Consider the following 16,985-nt stretch of genomic DNA (forward strand, 5'->3'; position numbering starts at 1 on the left):
CCCCGGGAACATCATGCGGTGCGGCGGACGCCCTGACATCGTCCGTATGAGGGGTGCGACTACTTCGCCGGGTTTCCCAGGCGGCAGAACCGGCTGAGCCTCGATGCAGCTGCTGGACAGTTTCCGACGGGATTGGGCACGGAGAAGTTCGGGCGTTCGCTTCGTTAGTCCCATTGGACGATGTTGGCAGCGGCCATGTGGGGCAATTCCTAGGATTATCAGAGCCGGTTCATAGCGCCTGGGAAGAGGGAGCGGCCTTTCGCGATGAGAGCAGTTCTTTGCAGGGAATTCGGGCCACGCGCCGAACTGCGGCTTGAGGATGTCGCGGCACCGGTTCCGCGTAAAAACGACGTGCTGATCGCGGTCGAAGCCTGTGGGGTGAACTTCTTCGACGGGCTGGTCGTTGAAGGCAAATATCAGACCCGGCCGGATCGTCCCTTCTCTCCCGGCGGCGAAGTGGCCGGCGTGGTAGTGGCCGTCGGTGAAGGCGTGACCGCGATCGTCCCGGGTATGCGCGTTCTCGGATTTGCCGGATTCGGAGGCTATGCGGAGCAGGCCGTCGTTCCCGCGTCTCAGGTATTTCCCATTCCGGATGAAATGAGTTTCGTCGAGGCTGCGGGATTCCTGATTACCTACGGGACGTCTCATCACGCGCTCAAGGACCGGGCTCAGATCACGCCCGGGGAGACCCTTCTCGTTCTGGGTGCCGCAGGCGGTGTCGGATTGACGGCAGTCGAACTCGGAAAGTGCATGGGAGCGCGCGTAATCGCCGCCGCTTCCAGCGACGAGAAACTCGCTCTCTGCGGGACCTACGGGGCGGACGAAACGATCAATTATTCCAGCGATGATCTGCGCCAGCGGATCAAGGATATCACCGGCGGCCGCGGTGTGGACGTGATTTACGACCCGGTCGGCGGATCCATGACGGAAACGGCCCTGCGCAGTCTGGCTTTGTTCGGACGTCATCTCGTCGTTGGATTCGCAGCAGGCGATATTCCGAAAGTCCCGCTCAATCTTCTCCTCCTCAAGCAGAGCTCCCTGATCGGCGTTTTCTGGGGAGCCCACGCCCGCGCTGCTCCTGCCAAGAATGCCGCCAACATCGCGGAGCTTCTCCGGTGGTTCGTGGAGGGAAAGCTCAAGCCGCACATCTTCGCGTCTTATCCAATCGACCGGTTCAGCGAGGCTCTCGATCTCGTGATGGAAAGGGGCGTGCAGGGCAAAATCGTTCTCACGACCGCCGACCGTCGTACTCGTAAGGGCAATGTTTAGTCATGACCGAGCTTCTCACCCAGGTGGTATCGCTTGTCACGCATGGTGACATCATGGTGGCGACGGTTGACAACCCGCCGGTCAATGCCCTGTCGCACTCCGTGCGCGCCGGGCTTCGCGACGCCATCTCCGCCCTCGAAAGCAGCGATGCTGTGCGAGCACTGATCCTGGTCTGCGACGGTAAAACGTTCTTCGCGGGAGCAGATATCCGCGAGTTCGGAAAGCCAATGCGCGAGCCTCTCCTTGGTGAGGTGATCGCTCGCCTTGACGCCTGCACGAAGCCGATCGTCGCAGCGATCCATGGAACGGCCCTCGGAGGCGGCCTTGAAGTGGCTCTTGCCTGCAGCTACCGTGTCGCCGTAGCGTCGGCCCGCTTTGGCCTGCCAGAGGTCAAGCTCGGGATCCTGCCCGGCGCTGGTGGAAGCCTCCGGCTGCCTCGTCTGATCGGCGTGGAGACCGCCCTCACCATGATCAGCGAAGGAAAGCACATCGGTGCCGCGGAGGCCGCCCACAACGGCCTAGTCGATGCGATCGTCGAAAGCGATCTCACGGATGGCGCACTTGGATTCGCGCGCCGGATCATTGATGCGGGGGGCGGCATCCGCCGCGCAAGCGAGTTGCCGATTCCTTCGTTCGACCCGGCTCTGTTCGGGGCTGCTCGAGCCTCTTTGCGAAAGAGGTTTCGCGGCTATGTCGCGCCACAAAAGGCCGTCGATCTTGTTGAGATGGCTGTGGCGATACCTTTCGCTGAAGCCAGTGAACGCGAGTACGAAACTTGTAGAGAGCTGCTCGGATCGCCTCAATCGAAGGCCCTGCGCCATCTATTCGCGGCAGAGCGCGAAGCATTGAAAATCGACGGGCTCTCCGCCGACGCGGCGCCACGCGACATTCGCAAGGTCGCGGTCGTGGGGCCGGGCACGATGGGCCGGGGGATTGCCGCGTGCTACCTCGACGCCGGACTTTCCGTGGTGCTAATCGGGCGGTCGGACGAAAGCCTCGGCAAGGCAAAGGGTGCGATTGCGAGGATCTATGAAAGCGCGCTGAAGCGTGGATCCCTATCAGCGGAGGAGATGGAAAGCCGCCTAAGCCGGCTCACGCTGACGCAATTCTATGACGACCTTGCGGATGTGGATCTCGCGGTCGAGGCGGTCACGGAACAGCATGACGTCAAGGCAGAGGTTTTCCGCAAGCTGGATGCTGCCCTTCGCGATGACGCCATCATTGTCACCAACACCTCTTTTCTCGACATCGAGGAACTCGCGAGCGCGAGCCGCAGGCCTTGGAACGTGGCCGGCATGCACTTCTTCAATCCAGCTCATGTGATGAAGCTCGTGGAGAATGTCCGCGCCTCGCATTCCGCTCCCGATGTTCTTGCGACGATCACCGCACTTGCGCGCAGGCTCGGCAAGACGCCCGTCATGGTGGGACGATCGGAAGGTTTCGTGGCCAATCGCATGCTTTCCAAGCGCACGCGCGAGGCGCAGTTTCTCCTCGAGGAGGGTGCGTCCCCAGCTCAGATCGACCGAGTCTTGAGCGGTTTCGGGTTTCCTATCGGCCCGTTCGCACTCGCCGATCTCGCCGGCATGGACATCATGGCGGCCGCACGCGCGGCCCGCCGTCCCAGGATGAGCGATCGCGAAAAGAGCTGCAACATCGTCGACCGGCTCGTCGCTGCGGGCCGGCTCGGACAGAAGACGGGAGCCGGCTACTACCGCTACGACGAGAAACGCATGGCGTCGCCAGATCCGGGAACCGATGAGATTCTTGAGGCTCATCGCCGCGACAGAGGCATCGCCCCGCGCGAGATCTCCGATGATGAGATTCTAGAGCGCTGCCTTTACGCGATGATCAATGAGGCGGCGAAGATCCTCGAGGAAGGTGCGGCTGCTAGGCCTGGCGATATCGACGTGATCTGGACCAGTGGGTTCGGATTCCCGCCCTATCTCGGCGGGCCGATGTTCCATGCGGACCAGATTGGGATCCGGACGATCAAGGAAGCACTCGATCGCTACAGCGCCCTCGTCGGGCGGGAATACTTCCAGCCTGCACCGCTTATTGAACGGCTCGCAGCGGAACGGAAGGGTTTCTACGGCTGAAGAGCCGCGACGATCACGATTTCGATGAACGGGAAGACGGATTTCAAGCCAATGAACAAGGAAATGGATGCCAAATCGGTTGTCGCGCAGTTGCGGGATGGGATGACAATCGGAGTGGGAGGATGGGGACCGCGCCGTAAGCCGATGGCCCTCATTCGGGAGATCCTGCGATCCGATTTGAAGGACCTCACCGTCGTTGCCTATGGTGGCCCCGAGATCGGGATGCTGTGTGCTGCCGGGAAGGTTCACAAGCTTGTCTATGGCTTCGTTTCTCTCGATGCGATCCCAATCGAGCCCTATTTCCGCAAGGCCCGCGAGGCCGGTGCGGTTGAGGTGGCTGAACTCGATGAAGGCCTGCTTCTTCTGGGACTCCAGGCGGCCGGCCAGCGATTGCCCTTTCTGCCGACCCGCGTCGGGCTCGGTTCCGATGTGATGACCTACAATCCTTGCCTGAAAACGGTTCGCTCGCCCTATGAGGATGGCGAGGAACTGCTGGCGATGAAGGCTATCTGCCTCGACGCGGCGTTGATCCATGTCAGCCGCTCCGACCGGCTCGGCAACACCCAGACCGATGGTCCCGATCCGTATTTCGATACCCTGTTTGCCAGGGCCGCCGATCGGGTCTTCGTAACAGCCGAGGAGGTCGTCGATCGGATCGACATCTCCCATCCCCACCTTGCCAAGAACAACCTGTTCGAACGGGCCTTGGTCACTGGGGTGGTGTCTGCTCCGCTCGGTGCACATCCCACGACGTCGCACGACAGCTATGGATGGGACATGGCCCATCTGAAAACCTACGGCGCATCGGCCACCGAAGAAGGTGGATGGAAGCGCTACTTCGACGAATATATCGCTGGGGGCGAGGAGAGTTACTTCGATCGCGTTGGCGGTCGTGCTCACGTAAGCGCCCTTCCCATTCCCGCTTTCTGATCAGGACACGATATGACCAACGCTACCGATTTTTCACTCGCAGAACTGGTGATCGTCGCTGCAGCGGAAGCCTGGCGGGGTGACGGCGAAATGCTGGCAACCGGGATTGGTCCCCTGCCGCGCATTGCGGCTGGCCTCGCGAAACTGACCTTCGCTCCCGGCCTCATGCTAACGGATGGCGAAGCTTATACCGTCGAGGAGCCGATTCCGCTGGGCCCGCGCGGCGATCACCCGTTGATGCCTTCAGGCTGGATGCCCTACAGCCGGATCTTTGACAGCGTGTGGAGCGGCAGGCGACATGCCATGGTGACGCCGGTGCAGGTTGACCGGTTCGCGCAGGCGAACATTTCCGCGCTCGGAGATTTCCGGAAACCGAAAGTGCAGATGCTTGGCGTCCGAGGATTTCCCGGGAACAGCGTTTGTCACAAGAACTCCATGTTCCTGCCCAACCACAGCAAACGGACGTTCCCGGAAGCTGAAGTTGATGTCGTCGCCAGCGTTGGCCACAATCCCTCGCGCTGGCCACTGAACGCCAACCGCAAGCCGGTGGATATCGGCATCGTCGTCACGAACCTCTGCGTTTTCGACTACAACGGGCCCAACCATGCGGCGCAGGTTCTCTCGCTTCATCCAGGCGTAACCTTCGAGGAGGTACAGGCGCAGACGGGCTTTCCGCTTCTCCGGGGGCCGAACATGCATGTGAGTGCGGCGCCGAGCGAGGAACAACTCGCGATCATTCGCCACCTCGATCCCAGTCAAATTCGCGCCTCCGTCATCAAGGGTAACCCGCCGGGCCAGAAGGCGGCATAGCAACAGAGGCAGCTTGCAGCGATGGACTTCACATACAGTGCCCGAACGACCGAGTTGCTCGGAAGGCTCGGCGCCTTCATGGATGCATACATCTATCCGAATGAGCGCCGCTATCACGAGGAGGTCGAGGCGAACCGGTGGGGTCACCCGCCGGTCCTGGAGGAGCTGAAGGCAAAGGCGAAGGCCGCTGGCCTATGGAACCTGTTCCTGCCGGATTCCCATCACGGTGCCAGGCTCAGCAACGTGGAATACGCGCCCCTCTGCGAGATGATGGGGCGTGTCCAATTCTCCTCTCAGGTCTTCAATTGTTCAGCTCCCGACACAGGGAATATCGAAACCTTGGAGCGCTACGGGACACCGGAGCAGAAGGCACGATGGCTGCCGCCTCTTCTCGCCGGAGAGATCCGCTCTGCCTTCGCCATGACGGAGCCGGATGTCGCCTCGAGCGATGCGACCAATATCCGTAGCTCCATCCGTCGGGACGGAGACCATTATGTGATCAATGGCCATAAGTGGTGGATCTCCGGAGTTGGCGATGCGCGCTGCGAGCTCCTGATCTTCATGGGAAAGACCAATCCAGACGCGCCGAAGCACCTGCAGCAATCCATGATCCTCGTTCCGCTGAAGACGCCGGGGGTAACGGTAGTCCGTCCCATGCACGTCTTCGGCTATGACGATGCTCCGCACGGGCACATGGAGATCACCTTCGAGGATGTACGTGTTCCTGTCGAGAATATCCTTCTGGGCGAAGGGCGCGGATTTGAGATCGCCCAGGGCCGTCTCGGACCAGGACGCATTCATCATTGCATGCGGCTCGTGGGCCTCGCAGAGCGCTGCCTGGAATTGATGTGCCGGCGCGTCAAGGGCCGTGTCGCTTTTGGCCGCCCGATCGCGGAGCAGTCGGTCACGCTCGAGCGCATCGCCGAATCACGCATTCTCATCGATCAGGCTCGCCTTCTGACCCTCAAGGCGGCCTACATGATGGATACGGTCGGCAACAAGGAAGCCAAGGCCGAGATCGCCATGATCAAGGTCGCCGCGCCCAACATGGCCTGTAGGGTCATCGATTGGGCGATCCAGGCCCATGGCGCCGCTGGCTTGTCGCAGGATTTCGTTCTGGCAAACTATTACGCGCATGCGCGCAAGATCCGATTCGCCGATGGGCCGGACGAGGTTCATCGCAATCAGATCGGCCGGATCGAACTCGCCAAGTATGCCGACCGGCTTTAGGCGGTAGATGCCATGGACGCAAACCGCTTCGCTGGGACCGAACCGCTGCCGCCGCAGAGCCAGATCGATCCGGAGCGTCTGCGACGCTATCTGCGGGAGCATCTGCCTCAATGTTCGGGCGATATGACGATCGAGCGCTTCCGAGGCGGGCAATCGAACCCGACACTTCTCCTGACCTTCTCGGGCGGGACGCGGCTCGTCCTGCGCAAGAAGCCGGATGGCAAGCTTCTCGCCTCGGCCCACGCGGTGGACCGGGAGCACCGTGTCGTCAGCGCCCTCGCAGAAAGCGGCGTTCCAGTCGCGCGTGTGCATCTCCTGTGCGAGGACGAAAGCATCGTGGGGGCGATGTTCTATGTGATGGACTATGTGGAAGGGCGCTCCTTCTGGGAACCGGCGCTTCCGGAGCTTTCTCCGGAGGAAAGGAAGGCGATTTATCTTGAGATGAACCGCGTCGTCGCACGTCTTCACACGGTGGATTATACGGCAAGGGGCCTTGAGACCTTCGGCAGGCCGATGAACTACATCGCGCGCCAAGTCGCACGTTGGACGACGCAGTATCGCGCCTCTGAGACCATATCCATCTCGGCGATGGACCGATTGATCGAATGGCTCCCAGATAACATTCCCCCTGAGTCCCGGCACGCACTCCTGCACGGGGATTTCCGCATCGACAATCTCATCTTTGATGCCCGTGCGGCGAGGATCGTTGCCGTTCTCGATTGGGAATTATCGACGCTGGGCGATCCTATAGCCGATTTTGCGTATCACATGCTGACGTGGCATTTCTCGCCCAAGCTCTTCCGGGGATTGTCAGGCCTCGATCTCATGTCACTCGGAATACCGGATGAGCGCACCTACCGCGATCTCTATCTTTCGACGACGGGACAAGCGAACGTTTCGGATCGCCAATGGTATGCCTATCTCGCTTTCAGCCTGTTCCGGGTTGCGGCAATCCGCCAGGGCATCATGAAGCGCGTCGTTGACGGCACCGCGTCGAACGCTCATGCCCGCGAGGCGGGCGCGCTCGCAGGCACCGTTGCCGAACTGGGATGGCGATATGCCGAAAGGGCCATGCGTGCATGACACGGTTCCGCCGATGCCGCAGCGATGCATCGCATGGCGAAGGAGCGGGAGGCGTTTTAGCACGCGGCATCGGAAGTGGAGAACCTCGGCAGCATCGGATCGGCCGTTAGTCCCTTCAGACGATGCCGCGACGGCGTTCGAAATCTACGCAAGGCGTACATGGCAAGCCGACAGGTTGTAGCTATCAGGAGAACTCTCTTGCGCGAAGCAGTCATCGTTTCCGTCGCTCGCACCTCCATTGGCAAGGCTTTCCGAGGAGCCTTCAATGACACGGAGGCGCCAGCCCTATCCGGGCATGTGGTGCGCGAAGCCGTCGCCCGCGCCGGCATTGCGCCGGATGAGGTCGAGGATGTAGTGCTAGGCTGTGCCGCCCAGCAGGGGACGCAGGGCTACAATATCGGCCGACTTACGGCGGCCGCCGCCGGTCTGCCGGATTCTGTTCCAGGCGTGACGATCGACCGCATGTGCTCTTCGGGTCTCATGGCCGTCGCCACCGCGGCGAAGCAGATCATGGTCGACGGGATGGACACCGTCGTCGCAGGTGGCGTCGAATCCATCAGCCTCACGCAGAACAAACATAAGAACACCTATCGTGCCCGGTCGGAGACGGTGGTCGCCCATTGGCCCCACATGTATATGACCATGATCGAGACAGCCGAGATCGTCGCGCGCAAATACGGTATAAGCCGCGATGTGCAGGACGAGTTCTCGCTTGCCAGTCAGTTGCGCACGGCGGCAGCCTATAAGGCTGGCCGCTTCAGCGACGAGATCGTGCCGATTCCCTCGCGCAAGGTGATCGTTGACAAGGTCACCGGCGAAGCACGCTACGAGACCGTAACGCTGGCCGAGGACGAAGGCTATCGTGCGGACACGAGCCTTGAAGGGCTTGCAAAGTTGAACCCGGTTTTCTCCGATGGCGAGACAATCGGGAAGGGTGAGTTCGTGACAGCGGGCAACGCGTCCCAGTTGTCCGACGGCGCAGCAGCCCTCGTGCTCATGGAGGCGCGGCACGCCGCGTCCCGGGGCCTTCAGCCGCTAGGCATCTATCGCGGCATGGCAGTCGCGGGGTGTCCGCCCGAGGAAATGGGAATCGGACCGGCCCTGGTCGTGCCGAAGCTCCTGGCGCAGCATGGCCTGACGATCGATGATATCGGCCTGTGGGAGCTGAACGAAGCCTTTGCGAGTCAGGCGGTGTATTGCCGCGATCGCCTCGGCATCGATCCAGACAAGGTCAACGTGAATGGCGGCGCTATAGCGATCGGTCATCCCTTTGGTATGACGGGGGCTCGCATGACGGGCCATCTTCTCATCGAAGGTCGTCGCCGCGGCGTTAAATACGGTGTCGTGACGATGTGCGTCGGTGGCGGGATGGGGGCTGCGGGCCTGTTCGAAATCCTGCCATAGAAACCTGGCTTCCCCAGGGCTGCAGAAGCCGGGTTCAGCGGCTCGGCGACGCTATTTCAGCAGGTTCTCCAGGGCGTCGATCTGCTGCCTGAGGCCGTCGATAGTCCGTCGGATTTCCTCGGAATCGCCGGACTGATTGTGCGACGCCTTCAGTCCTTGGAGCGCGAGATCGGCAATGATGCTCGCAATTTCCGCCGGCGTCTTCCGGCCGTACGGCGAGTACCAGCGCGACGTCCAATTGGCCATGCCGATGACGGCAAAGGCGGCAATCTTGGGGTCGACCTCCCGGAACTCGCCATTGGCGATGCCTTCGGAGATGCAGCGGACATAGAAATCGTAGATGTGGCGGCGCCCGAGGTTATAGAGCGGGCCGAGCTCCTCCGGAATCTGTGTCTCCAGGCGGGAGAGAAGAATGAAGCGGGCCCCGGAGGAGAGCCGCCGGACGATCCCGTCGACGACGGCGCGGCGCAGCCTTTCCGTGGCCGAAAGGCCGGCTTCCTCAATCAGTTCCTGCAATAGGTGGGACGGCGTCAGCGCCTCCGCCTCCACAAGGGCCGCAAGAATCTCCTCCTTGTTGCGGAAGTAATGATAGACTGCGGAACGTCCCAAGCCGAGAGCCTTCGCGATATCGTTGATGCTGGTCTGGACGTAACCCTTCTTGTCGAAGAGTTCGGCCGCGATATCGATGAGCTGCTCGCGCACGAGCTCCTTACGGGGGTTGGTCGCAAGCTTCGACTCCTTGGCCCGCAGAGCGGCGGACCATTTCGAGGTCTTTTCCTGAGTGGCGATCGCTGCCGAATCTCCCGGGTTTCTCGCCTCACGTGTCGTATTGCTCAAGGTAGGTTCCTTCATCAGGTCTCGGGGACACCCTGCCGAGTGTCCCATTATAGCATCATGATTGGCCACGTAAGGGGTGCGGGCCGGTTCCGAACCCCTCCTGCTTGGATCGACCAGACTCTGACGGGCCGGCATAGGACAGGCCAAGTTTGTGCTGCCTGTGGCGCAAATACCGCTCGAACGCGTCGATGACGGCGTCGAAGGTCCACTCTCCCTCCAGGACGGGATCGGCTATCGTGGGGTGGCTGACAAACGACAGCTGTCGGCCCGCGATGCGAACGACCTGGCCGTGAATACCGCGGGCCTGGTCGGATAGCAGGTAGCTGATCACCGGCGCGCTCACTTGGGGGGACGGCAGGATGTCGGATGGGATCTCGTGGTCGGGCGGCCGGACTGCGAGATGGGCCTTGTGCTGGGCCGCCATCGCTGTCTCAGCGAGGGGAGAGATAGCATTGATGCGCACCCCCGTGCCAGCCAACTCCATGGCCCAGCTGTAGGTCAGCGCCGCAACAGCCGCTTTCGTGGCGCCATATCCACCTAGGGCGGTGGTTCCGGCTTGCGATCCTGAGGTCACGGTCACGATGGAACCGCCGGTACCCTGCGCGAGCATGGCTTTCGCGGCCGCGCTGGCACAGGCTGCCGTTCCCAGGAGATTGACCTCGAACATTTGCCGGAGATCACGCTCATTCCAGTCCAAGATCCGCCCATGGTACAGGACCCCCGCATTGGCGACGAAGCCGGACAGGGTCCCGAATTCGGCGGTGCAGCGATCGACGAGAGCTTGCGCGGTCTCCCAGCGTGCGACATCCCCCGCATGAGCCAATGCCGATCCGCCCGCCTGCCGGATCGCCGCCGCCGTTTGCTCCGCTCTGCCGACATCGATGTCATTGACAACGATGTTCGCACCGAGGGATGCGGCATGGTGCGCATAGGCAGCGCCGAGGCCCGAGCCCGCTCCCGTGACCACAACCGATTTCCCCGACAGCGCGCTCATGAAGCCTCCTTCTATGCCCCATGACGGGGACCCAGGGTCGTACCGTAGTTCCCGGCCATGACTTAGCCTTCGAGGGACTGGAGCCATGTCATCAAGCCGTCGGACCTCCATCCCTGGCCGCAGGCCGCAGCGGCGTTTCTCCGGTCCCCGAGACTGCCCCTGCAATGCGAGCCGCATTTCCACCGGATCGTCGACAAGGCATGTGGGTCCGTGCCTGCTGTTGAGACGGGCTCGATTGGACGCCTCCGCAAGGGGGCCTTCATCCTTCATTCGGACGATATGGCCGAATTTCCGGCACCGATCCGCCGCAAGTCAGGATGGTAGTTCATTCAGACGATGCTCAGTCGGGTCGGGCATCGCATTCAGATCGGGTTGCCATGGCCGTTGCTTGGTCGGCCTCCAGGCATTGGGAGAGGTTCGTGAATGTCCGGCGCTCTGCATACTGTCCTGTGCGACCGTCTCGGCTGCCGCTACCCGATCGTTCAGACCGCCATGGGATGGGTCGCAGATGCCAAGCTCACGGCAGCGACCTGTAATGCGGGAGGATTTGGTTTCTTCGCGGGCGCCACGGCCGAGCCGGGAACCGTCGAACAGCATATCATGGACATCAAGGCGAAGACAGATCGCCCGTTCGGCGTGAACTTCCACATGTTTCAACCGAACGCGGAGGAGCTGATTGCCGCCGTGATCAAGCACAAGGTTCGCGCCGTCAGTTATGGTCGCGGGCCGGATGCGAAGACGATACGCCGGCTGAAGGATGCGGGCGTCATCTGCATGCCCACCGTCGGCGCGGTCAAGCACGCGGTCAAGGCGGTCGAGCTGGGGGCTGACATCGTGACGGTGCAGGGAGGAGAGGGCGGAGGGCACACGGGAGCCATTCCCACGTCCATTCTGCTGCCGCAGGTTCTCGATGCAGTCTCCGTCCCGGTCGTAGCTGCCGGTGGTTTCTTCGACGGTCGGGGCCTCGCCGCAGCCTTGGCTTATGGGGCGGTCGGAATTGCTATGGGAACCCGCTTTCTCATGACGACGGATTCTCCGGTTCCCCCGACAACTCTCGAGCGTTACGTGGCAACCGACGATCCTGCAAAGATACGTGTTTCGACGGCGGTCGATGGCCTGCCGCAGCGCTTTATCGAGAACGAGGAGCTTCGCCATCTGGAGGAGATGAACATCCTGGCGCGCCTGGCGATGAGTGCCAATTACGTGCGGCGCTTCAGCCGGCAGGCGGGCCTTGGAGTGCTCGCGATGGCGCGTCTCGGCCTCAAGATTCTCTCGCGCAACGACAGCACTTTCGCGCAAACTGTGATGGCAGTGAACCTGCCGACTCTCGTGCAGCGGAGCATGGTGTATGGGAATGCCAAGGAAGGGCTGCTGCCGAGCGGGCAGGCCGCCGCTGTGATCGAAAGGCTCGAAAGCTGTGACGACCTGATCCGAAGAGTTGTGGACGAGGCGGAAGCCCGATTGAACAGCTTGCGCGCATTGACCCCAGCAGCTCACTGACGGAGATAGCGATGGCCGAACCATTCTGGACCAAGATCGAAGCCGGAATTGCAGAGGTAGTAATCGAAAGTCCGCCCGTGAACGCTCTCGACAGCGTCGGGTGGATATCGCTGGCACGAACCATCGACGCGCTGAACGCCGATCCAGAGGTCAGAGTCCTTATCATCCGCGCGGAGGGCCGGGGTTTCTGCGCGGGGGTGGACATCAAGGAGCTGCAGAAGCATCCAGAGCGGGTTTCTCAGGTGAATGGGGGAAATTGGGAGACATTTCGCGCGATCCATCGCGGCAAAAAGCCCGTCATTGTCGCTGCACATGGCTATATCATCGGCGGCGGGATCGGAATATGCGGCTCAGCCGACATCATCCTCTGCTCGCCCTGCGCGACGTTCTCGGTTCCGGAGGTCGACCGCGGCGCTCTCGGTGCTGGAGCTCACCTGCAACGCCTCTTTCCCGTGCAAAAAGTTCGGCAGATGTATTTCACCGGCGAACCCATCGATGCGGCCGAAGCCTATCGCCTGGGCGCCGTCGAGAAGATCGTAGCAAAGGAAGAGCTGCGTGCTGAAGCTCTTGCTCTCGCCACGACCATCGCTGCCAAGAGCCATATCATGATCCGCCTTGCGAAAGAGGCACTGAACGGGATCGAGGATGGCGATCTCGAACACAAATATCGCTGGGAGCAGGGCTTCACCGCTCAGGCCTACCTCACGGCGGATTCACAGGAGGCGCGGGACGCCTTCACGGACAAGCGCGCCGCCAAGTTCAGCGGCGCGTCGCAGACTTCGTCGCAATAGGGATCGCCTGTCCATGAACTCTTCCAGCTCCGCTGCCACTCCGACCTATGTGGAAGGTCACGGCCTTCTCGCAGGCCGCTCCGTTCTCATTACCGCCGCCGCAGGGGCGGGAATTGGTTTTGCGGCTGCGCGCCGGGCGGTCGAGGAAGGGTGCCGCTCGATCATGATCTCCGACATCCACGAACGCCGCCTCGCGGAGGCCATGGAGCGCCTGAAGGGCCTGGGCTCCACGGCCGCCGTATATGGGCGTCTCTGCAACGTGACCGACGAGGACCAAGTCCAGGGCCTCGTCAACGCTGCCGACGACACGCTCGAGGGGATCGACGTTCTCATCAACAATGCCGGTCTCGGCGGATCGAAGCCGTTGGTCGAGATGACGGATCAGGAGTGGAACCTCGTTCTCGACGTAACCCTCACGGGCACCATGCGCATGGTCCGCGCGACCCTCAAGAAGATGATGCCTCGCCGCAAGGGTGCTATCGTGAACAATGCATCGGTTCTCGGATGGCGAGCGCAGAAGGAGCAATCCCACTATGCTGCGGCGAAGGCTGGCGTGATGGCGCTGACCCGCTGCAGCGCCTTGGAAGCAGCAGAATACGGCATTCGCATCAACGCTGTGTCTCCCTCCATCGCTATGCACGACTTCCTGAGGAGGGCCGCTCCGCAGGAGACGCTCGACAAGCTGGCCAGCGCAGAGGCCTTCGGTCGCACGGCCGAAGTCTGGGAGATCGCCAACGTGATGATGTTCCTCGCCAGCGACTATGCCGGGTACATGGTCGGTGAGGTTGTTTCCGTGTCCAGCCAGCGGGGCTGAGCAGCATCCGGCCCGTTGCGGTGGGCGATATGAGGAAAGCCGGGCCCCTGAGTGCCCGGTTTTCCTTATGGTGTCTCCACCCGCGCGATCAGACTGCTTGGCGCGGACGCTCCCCCAGGAGAACGACGCTGTTGAGAACGAGCCGCACCAGCTCGGTCTGGCGGGTGATACCGCTCTTCGAGAAGATCGAACGTAAATGGGCGCGGGCAGTATTCCGGCTGATTTCAAGCGAGTTCGCTGCTTCGTCGAGCGACAGGCCAACCGTCAGGCGCCGGGCAACGGCGGCCTCCGCCGGCGTAAGATCGAAGAGTTGCCGCACGAGGTCGCCTTCAATCGCCGGAACCGCCTCCGAATCGCGCAGGTAGACGACCGCAGCGGACTGGGCCGAAAGTCCTCTGTGGGACCCAGCGGTGATCGGGCGAACGATGAGACCGAGATTTTTCGATCCGGATTGTTTCGTCAGCGACAGCCCGCGCACGTCGGATGCTCCGGCATTTCCGCCGTCCTGCAAAGCCATCTTGATCGCCGACTGGAGTGCCCGGTCCTCGTTCGAGCATCGCGCGTACAGACGTCCTCCCTTCACACGCAAGCTGGATCCTTCGGTCAGGATGTCATCCGCTGTTGAGGAGGTGCGCACGACCTTGCCAGCGCGATCCAGAATAATGATGCCTACGCAGAGACGGTCGACGACGTCCGAGTAGAGTGTCCGCTCTATTTCCGTCGCGCCCATGCGCGACGCCATTTCGAGCCCACGGGCAAGATGCGCCACGAGAATTTCGCAGACGGATTTCTCTTCTTGATCGAACGGCGCATGCGCGAGAGGACGGGCGATCGTGAGCTTGTAGCAGGTGTTTCCCTCGACGCCGAAATCCGTGGCGCTCGTGCAGTGGCGGTTCTCAAGAAGCTCCGACACTTCGCGGCTGCGGGTCGAGCCCGTCATCACGATGAAGCCCGTCCCGCCCATGACCTCAGAGCCGGCGCCGCTGCGGGCCATGGCGATGTAGGAATTCCCGTCGTTGGGTTTGTCGCGGTTCTCTGCGGTGAGGACGACCGCGCTGGCGCCGAACTGCTCACGGATCAGCTCAAGCGACTTCCCCATCGGCGCCCCGCTGAGCACGTTGTCGAAAACCCTGTTGCAGAACTGCCCGAACGCGATGATCGATCTTGAATGAAAGGTCACTTCGGCTTCCTCCTTGACTGTTTTCTTTGCTGTCGGTCCTGCGGCCTCTTGTTCGGGCGGCTTGTATTCTCGGGACCCCAGTTGCTGCTCATGCGACGGTGATCGACATCCGGGCTGGCTGGATCCCTCGTCCATCGCAGCATGCGAAATGACATCCGCGGATTGAGGTGGGAAAGATCCGTGAGCAGCCGTGGGCATCGCTTCCTCACCGTAGGGCCTCGGCGAATTTGACGATGCTGTTACAATTTTGACATGCCGTCAATAGATTTGACGCGTAAGTCGAAAATTCCACAATCTGCAGAACGTTGTCCGCGATATGGCAGAGGGAGAAGCGGTTCGTGCGATGGCGCGTTACCGCAAAAACGGCCGCCGCATCAGCAAAATTGGTTCTCAGGCAAGGTAACGACGCGTCTCTTCACTTTCGAACGACCGGGACGAAAATGCGGTGCCTGCTCTTTCGCGACGCTAAAAGCCCGCTCGGGCGAGGCCGGAGCAGGGACAGGAGGGAGTGGAGGCGACGCAGCTCCCGACGCCATCATCGCCATCCCTGAATATGCCCCGGATCAGCAGTGGATCCGGGGCGCACTGTCATGTGGAGAGCGGACGGAGGTCGGGCTTCGTCCCGCTTTGGCGCAGATCGAGGAGGCGGCGCACCTTGCCCTCCCGTCCCATCCGCGTGTATTCCGCCAACTCGCCGCTCTCCGCGATGGCGACAAGCACGCGAACACCCAAGTCTTTGTGAAGGGCGCGCTCCAGATCGGCTTTGAGGCTGCCTGCGTCCACATCGGGCGAGCGACGCTCGACGCGCACAATCATCTCCTCGTGCCGGCCCAGGCCTTCGCCCTCGTAATAGGCCACGCAGAGGAAATCGCCCGTGGTCCTGGGATCCTTCGTGATCGCATTCTGGCAGGCGAGGGGGAACACGTTCGTTCCGCGCAGCTTCACCATCTCGTCCGCTCGGCCAAGAAATGTCGACATTTTGCGCGTGCACAGGCCGCATCGGCACTCCGACCGTTCAGAGATGACAAGCACATCCCTCAGATCGTAGCGGATGAAAGGCGGTACGGAGCGGTGAAGGCTCGTTGCGACGAAACTTCCCCGGCTTCCGAGAGGAAGCGAGGCGCCGCTATCCACATCGACCGTTTCCACAAAGATCGTATCCTCGCTGATATGCTTGCCGTCTTGGGCCTGACACTCGAAGGCGATCAGTCCGATCTCATGTGTGCCGTAGTTGTCGTAGACCGGTGCCCCCCAGGCCTCCTGCAGGGCCTTGCGGAGGTGTCCATCGATATCGGGACCGAGATAGGAGTGAAGGTACTTGGTCTTGAGAGAATGCAGATCGAAATTCGTGGCTGCGGCGACTTCCGCAAGGCGCCCGAGATATTCGCCGCGCGTGAACCAGCCGTTGACGCCCCAGGCCTTGGCGTACTCGAGCTGGCGTTCGGTGGAGGTGACAACGCCCGACCCACAGGTCACGGGCACGCAGGCGAGCCAATGATGAAGCGCGGTGGACGCGTTCCAGGCGGCATTGGCCAGGGAGTTCGTATAGGTGATCTGCACGATGTCGCCGGGCCGAGCACCCTGCTGGTAGAAGGCTCGCGCCATCTGGACCGCCTGCACCTCCCAGGCGATTGGATCGAACAGCGTCGTCCGCGGCAGTCCCGTCGTTCCGCTGCTCGTCTGGAGCTTCAGTGGCATCTGCCCGAAGCCTTCCCGCCCGAACGGGTGATGGTTTCCGAAAGGCGGCGCCTCGGCAATGGCTGTGCGCAGATCGTCGCTGTTGAAGGTCGGGATGCGTTCGATATGGTCGAGGGATGTAACGTCGCCCGGTTCGAGGCCGCTGGCCGCCCAGTGCTTCCGGTAAAACGGGATCGCCCATGCCTCCCTGACCCGTTCCAAGAACCGACGTTCCTGGAGTGCACGCAAGGCATCAGACGAGAGAATCCCGTGGCTCGTGCCGTAATGGGGTGGTGGCGGATAATCCGCCATGAATGCGTTCCAGTCGACGGATTGCCAGTAATAGGGAATGCTGCCGGACATCATCTTG

Annotated in this window: 14 protein-coding genes; 10 read left to right on the forward strand and 4 right to left on the reverse strand. The window is 61.8% G+C overall.

Annotated elements, in window-relative coordinates:
* Positions 1-264: 264 nt before the first annotated feature.
* From DES45_RS21470 to DES45_RS21500, 7 genes are all read left to right on the forward strand, one after another.
* A complete protein-coding gene (locus DES45_RS21470; RefSeq protein ID WP_114772447.1) occupies positions 265-1,269 on the forward strand; it encodes an NADPH:quinone oxidoreductase family protein in 1,005 nt (334 codons plus the stop codon).
* 2 nt (positions 1,270-1,271) lie between these two features.
* Entirely contained in the window at positions 1,272-3,365 is a 2,094-nt protein-coding gene (locus tag DES45_RS21475) for a 3-hydroxyacyl-CoA dehydrogenase NAD-binding domain-containing protein (protein WP_114772449.1), read from the forward strand.
* Between the two features lie 24 nt (positions 3,366-3,389).
* Entirely contained in the window at positions 3,390-4,295 is a 906-nt protein-coding gene (locus tag DES45_RS21480; RefSeq protein WP_245571828.1) for a CoA transferase subunit A, read from the forward strand.
* A gap of 12 nt (positions 4,296-4,307) precedes the next feature.
* Positions 4,308-5,105: a CoA-transferase subunit beta gene (locus tag DES45_RS21485; protein WP_114772451.1), complete on the forward strand. Its 798-nt coding sequence runs from the start codon at positions 4,308-4,310 to the stop codon at positions 5,103-5,105.
* A gap of 21 nt (positions 5,106-5,126) precedes the next feature.
* The gene (locus DES45_RS21490) at positions 5,127-6,335 is read left to right on the forward strand and encodes an acyl-CoA dehydrogenase family protein (protein WP_114772453.1); all 1,209 of its coding nucleotides are present in this window, start codon (positions 5,127-5,129) and stop codon (positions 6,333-6,335) included.
* A 12-nt stretch (positions 6,336-6,347) separates the two neighbouring features.
* Positions 6,348-7,418, forward strand: coding sequence for a phosphotransferase family protein (locus tag DES45_RS21495; protein WP_114772455.1), 1,071 nt, complete (start codon positions 6,348-6,350; stop codon positions 7,416-7,418).
* A gap of 198 nt (positions 7,419-7,616) precedes the next feature.
* Positions 7,617-8,822 (forward strand): acetyl-CoA C-acyltransferase, encoded by a 1,206-nt coding sequence (locus DES45_RS21500; RefSeq protein WP_114772457.1) that lies wholly within the window; start codon positions 7,617-7,619, stop codon positions 8,820-8,822.
* Positions 8,823-8,873: 51 nt separating this feature from the next.
* Here DES45_RS21500 and DES45_RS21505 read toward each other — a convergent pair whose 3' ends face one another.
* Positions 8,874-9,659 carry a TetR/AcrR family transcriptional regulator gene (locus DES45_RS21505; protein ID WP_245571829.1) on the reverse strand — a complete coding sequence of 262 codons (786 nt, stop codon included), beginning with the start codon at positions 9,657-9,659 and terminating at the stop codon, positions 8,874-8,876.
* Between the two features lie 55 nt (positions 9,660-9,714).
* Entirely contained in the window at positions 9,715-10,653 is a 939-nt protein-coding gene (locus DES45_RS21510; protein ID WP_114772461.1) for an SDR family NAD(P)-dependent oxidoreductase, read from the reverse strand.
* 423 nt (positions 10,654-11,076) lie between these two features.
* Here DES45_RS21510 and DES45_RS21515 point away from each other — a divergent pair, with 423 nt between their 5' ends.
* From DES45_RS21515 to DES45_RS21525, 3 genes are read left to right on the forward strand one after another with little or no spacing between them, the layout of a single operon-like run.
* On the forward strand, positions 11,077-12,153 hold the full coding sequence (locus DES45_RS21515) for an NAD(P)H-dependent flavin oxidoreductase (RefSeq protein WP_114772463.1): 1,077 nt from the start codon (positions 11,077-11,079) through the stop codon (positions 12,151-12,153).
* 11 nt (positions 12,154-12,164) lie between these two features.
* On the forward strand, positions 12,165-12,944 hold the full coding sequence (locus DES45_RS21520; RefSeq protein ID WP_114772465.1) for an enoyl-CoA hydratase family protein: 780 nt from the start codon (positions 12,165-12,167) through the stop codon (positions 12,942-12,944).
* 13 nt (positions 12,945-12,957) lie between these two features.
* Positions 12,958-13,758: an SDR family oxidoreductase gene (locus DES45_RS21525; RefSeq protein ID WP_114772467.1), complete on the forward strand. Its 801-nt coding sequence runs from the start codon at positions 12,958-12,960 to the stop codon at positions 13,756-13,758.
* Between the two features lie 88 nt (positions 13,759-13,846).
* Here the strand turns inward: DES45_RS21525 and DES45_RS21530 are convergent, their stop codons facing one another.
* Positions 13,847-15,073 (reverse strand): helix-turn-helix transcriptional regulator, encoded by a 1,227-nt coding sequence (locus tag DES45_RS21530; protein ID WP_210272069.1) that lies wholly within the window; start codon positions 15,071-15,073, stop codon positions 13,847-13,849.
* A 453-nt stretch (positions 15,074-15,526) separates the two neighbouring features.
* Complete coding sequence (locus tag DES45_RS21535; RefSeq protein ID WP_114772471.1) at positions 15,527-16,981, reverse strand: phenylacetate--CoA ligase family protein; 1,455 nt, start codon at positions 16,979-16,981, stop codon at positions 15,527-15,529.
* Between the last annotated feature and the right edge of the window lie 4 nt (positions 16,982-16,985).

Origin of the sequence: Microvirga subterranea (assembly GCF_003350535.1) — a bacterium.
Classification (GTDB): domain Bacteria; phylum Pseudomonadota; class Alphaproteobacteria; order Rhizobiales; family Beijerinckiaceae; genus Microvirga; species Microvirga subterranea.

What these genes read in the sequence shown, in the direction of transcription:
- DES45_RS21535 (WP_114772471.1), bottom strand. Translation starts at nt 16,981, where the DNA reads ATGATGTCCGGCAGCATTCCCTATTACTGGCAATCCGTCGACTGGAAC.
- DES45_RS21480 (WP_245571828.1), top strand. Translation starts at nt 3,390, where the DNA reads ATGAACGGGAAGACGGATTTCAAGCCAATGAACAAGGAAATGGATGCC.
- DES45_RS21495 (WP_114772455.1), top strand. Translation starts at nt 6,348, where the DNA reads ATGGACGCAAACCGCTTCGCTGGGACCGAACCGCTGCCGCCGCAGAGC.
- DES45_RS21515 (WP_114772463.1), top strand. Translation starts at nt 11,077, where the DNA reads ATGTCCGGCGCTCTGCATACTGTCCTGTGCGACCGTCTCGGCTGCCGC.
- DES45_RS21520 (WP_114772465.1), top strand. Translation starts at nt 12,165, where the DNA reads ATGGCCGAACCATTCTGGACCAAGATCGAAGCCGGAATTGCAGAGGTA.
- DES45_RS21530 (WP_210272069.1), bottom strand. Translation starts at nt 15,073, where the DNA reads ATGGACGAGGGATCCAGCCAGCCCGGATGTCGATCACCGTCGCATGAG.
- DES45_RS21525 (WP_114772467.1), top strand. Translation starts at nt 12,958, where the DNA reads ATGAACTCTTCCAGCTCCGCTGCCACTCCGACCTATGTGGAAGGTCAC.
- DES45_RS21510 (WP_114772461.1), bottom strand. Translation starts at nt 10,653, where the DNA reads ATGAGCGCGCTGTCGGGGAAATCGGTTGTGGTCACGGGAGCGGGCTCG.
- DES45_RS21475 (WP_114772449.1), top strand. Translation starts at nt 1,272, where the DNA reads ATGACCGAGCTTCTCACCCAGGTGGTATCGCTTGTCACGCATGGTGAC.
- DES45_RS21485 (WP_114772451.1), top strand. Translation starts at nt 4,308, where the DNA reads ATGACCAACGCTACCGATTTTTCACTCGCAGAACTGGTGATCGTCGCT.
- DES45_RS21490 (WP_114772453.1), top strand. Translation starts at nt 5,127, where the DNA reads ATGGACTTCACATACAGTGCCCGAACGACCGAGTTGCTCGGAAGGCTC.
- DES45_RS21470 (WP_114772447.1), top strand. Translation starts at nt 265, where the DNA reads ATGAGAGCAGTTCTTTGCAGGGAATTCGGGCCACGCGCCGAACTGCGG.